The 2,336-nt window shown below is 70.1% G+C and carries 1 protein-coding gene and 2 pseudogenes; 1 reads left to right on the forward strand and 2 read right to left on the reverse strand.

What is annotated here, in order from left to right:
- Nucleotides 1-234 (reverse strand): annotated as a pseudogene (locus tag BN903_RS12200) (tRNA(Ile2) 2-agmatinylcytidine synthetase); the annotation flags it as partial.
- A 198-nt stretch (nt 235-432) separates the two neighbouring features.
- Between BN903_RS12200 and BN903_RS12205 the strand changes: the two are divergent.
- Nucleotides 433-1,404: a transcriptional regulator gene (locus tag BN903_RS12205; protein ID WP_048077985.1), complete on the forward strand. Its 972-nt coding sequence runs from the start codon at nt 433-435 to the stop codon at nt 1,402-1,404.
- Nucleotides 1,405-1,455: 51 nt separating this feature from the next.
- Here BN903_RS12205 and BN903_RS12210 read toward each other — a convergent pair.
- Nucleotides 1,456-2,336: pseudogene (locus BN903_RS12210) on the reverse strand (cobyrinic acid ac-diamide synthase); the annotation flags it as partial.

Below are 2,336 nucleotides of genomic sequence, written 5' to 3' on the forward strand. Positions count from 1 at the left end.
GACCGTCTCGACGGCGACCTCGGCGGCCCGTCCCGCGCCGACGCCGGAGACGTGGAGCGCGACCGCGGCGTTCCCCCTAGTCTTGTGTTTCACGGCCGGATTCAGGCGGACGAGGAGACGTCGCCGGACCCGGCCGCCGGCGTCCGCGAGCCGTTCCGCGATCCGCGTCGCCACGTACGTCGTACACATCCCGCGCTCGCGGGAGTCGGTGTCGTCGACGGCGACGATCGGCATGTAACGACGTTCGCGACGGCGGGTCAAGCCCCTTTCGAGGGCGGGCGAGTCGCGTCCCGCCCCCGCCAGATCGCTCTCGGCGCTCGCGGAGTATTTAACCGTTTCCCGGCCCGAGCGGAGAAAATCGCAGGCGGGCGGTGGTTTCGTCGGGAGGCGGACGACACAACGCATATATACGCCGAGACGCTTATTTTAGCTATGTCCCGGACTGCGCTCATCGGAAACGTCACCGCGATGCTGGAGGACGCGGGGTTCCTCGTCAGCGACCGGTGTGCGGTCCGGCCCAAGAGCTTCGACGTGGCGGCCCGGCGCGACGAGGACCTCCTCCTTTTGAAGATACTCGGCAACGTCGACGCGCTCGACGCGGAGACCGGCGCGGAGATGCGCCGGCTCGGCGAGTACCTCAGGGGGACGCCGATGGTGATCGGCGTCCGTACCCGCGACGAGGAGCTGAAACCCGGCGTCGTCTACTTCAGACACGGCGTACCGGTGATCAACCCCGACACCGCGTACGACCTGTTCGTCGAGGGGATGCCGCCGCTCATCTACGCCGCCCCCGGCGGACTGTACGTCAGCCTCGACGGCGACCTGCTGGCCGACGAGCGCGAGGAGCGCGGCTGGTCGCTCGGCCGTCTCGCGACCGAACTCGGCGTCTCCAGACGCACCGTCTCGAAGTACGAGGACGGGATGAACGCCTCCATCGAAGTGGCGATCCAGCTGGAGGAGCTGTTCGACCAGCCGTTCTCCAGCCCGGTCGACGTGCTGGAGGGCGCGGACGACGTCCGCGACGCGGAGCCGACGCCGTCCGCGCCCGCGGCCGACCCCGACGACGAACACGTCCTCCACGTGCTCACGAGCGCCGGGTTCACCGTCCACCCGACCGCGCGTGCGCCGTTCAAGGCGGTCTCCGAGGACGAGGACAGCCCGGCGACGCGCGTGCTCACCGGCCACTCGGCGTTCACCGCCGCGGCCGAGAAGCGCGCCCGGATCATGTCTTCCATCGGCGAGGTGGCCCAGACCCGCTCCGTGTACTTCACCGAGGAGGACGAGAAGCGCGAGTCGGTCGACGGCACCGCTCTCGTCTCCTGCGAGGAGCTCGCGGACGTCACCGATCCGGAGGAGATCCGCGAGCTGATCCGCGACCGCGCCCGCGCGCCGTCAGAAGCCTGATCGGCATCGCAGCCCGGTCCCCCGAGACGGTTTCTCGCCTCGTTTCTCTCGTCACCGACCGAGCAGCCGACTGAAGAATCCGCCGTCCTTCCCGTCGCCCTCGTCCTCCTCGTCGCCGGCGTCCGGAGGCGACTCCGCGCCGGTCTCGCCGTCCGCGCTCTCGCCGCTGGCGTCGTCGCCGTCTTCCGGCTCCTCCGACAGCACGGTGTTCATCGTCCCGGTATCGTCGTCGCGAAACGGAATGCTGCCGGCCAGTTCGTCGTCGATGTCGTCGTCCGACTCGGTCCGCTCGGTCGCCGTCACCCGCGCGGTCTCGTCCGCATCCGGGATCGCGTCGGGGTCGTCGCCGTCGTCGGTCTCGGCGTCGCTCTCTGCGGTGGCATCGATGTCGGTGTTGGCGTCGACCGCGGCGTCCTCCTCGCCGGCAGTCCCGCGGTCGTCGGTCACGCTCTCGGCGTCGGCCTCGTCGTCGTCCGCGATCTCGCTGTCGGCTCCGTCGTGATCGGTGTCCGCGATCTCAGCCTCGGCTGACTCGGAGTCGACCGTTTCGGCGTCGTCCGCGTCGGCCGTTTCGGCGTCGTCCACCTCTGTGTCCGCCTCATCGTCGTCGCCCACCGTCTCAGCGTCGGCTTCGTCCTCGCTTGCGACGATGATGTCGTCGCCGTCGCTGGTGTCCGCCACCCCGGTCGCGTCGGGGTCCGCGACGATGATGTCGTCGTCGTCCGCCGGTTGGTCATCGTCGGGGGCCGGCGTCTCGTCTTCCTCCGCTGAGGACTCCTCCGCGTCGTCACCGACCGCCGTCTCCGGCTCGTCGTCGACGATCACCGCGTCGTCGGTCACCGGGCCGTCGTCGTCCGCGTCGTCGTCCGTCGCGTCCGGTTCGGCCGCGCTCTCCTCGTCCGGGCTCTCGCCACCGCCCTCGCTGCTTCCTC

Source organism: Halorubrum sp. AJ67, assembly GCF_000513435.1.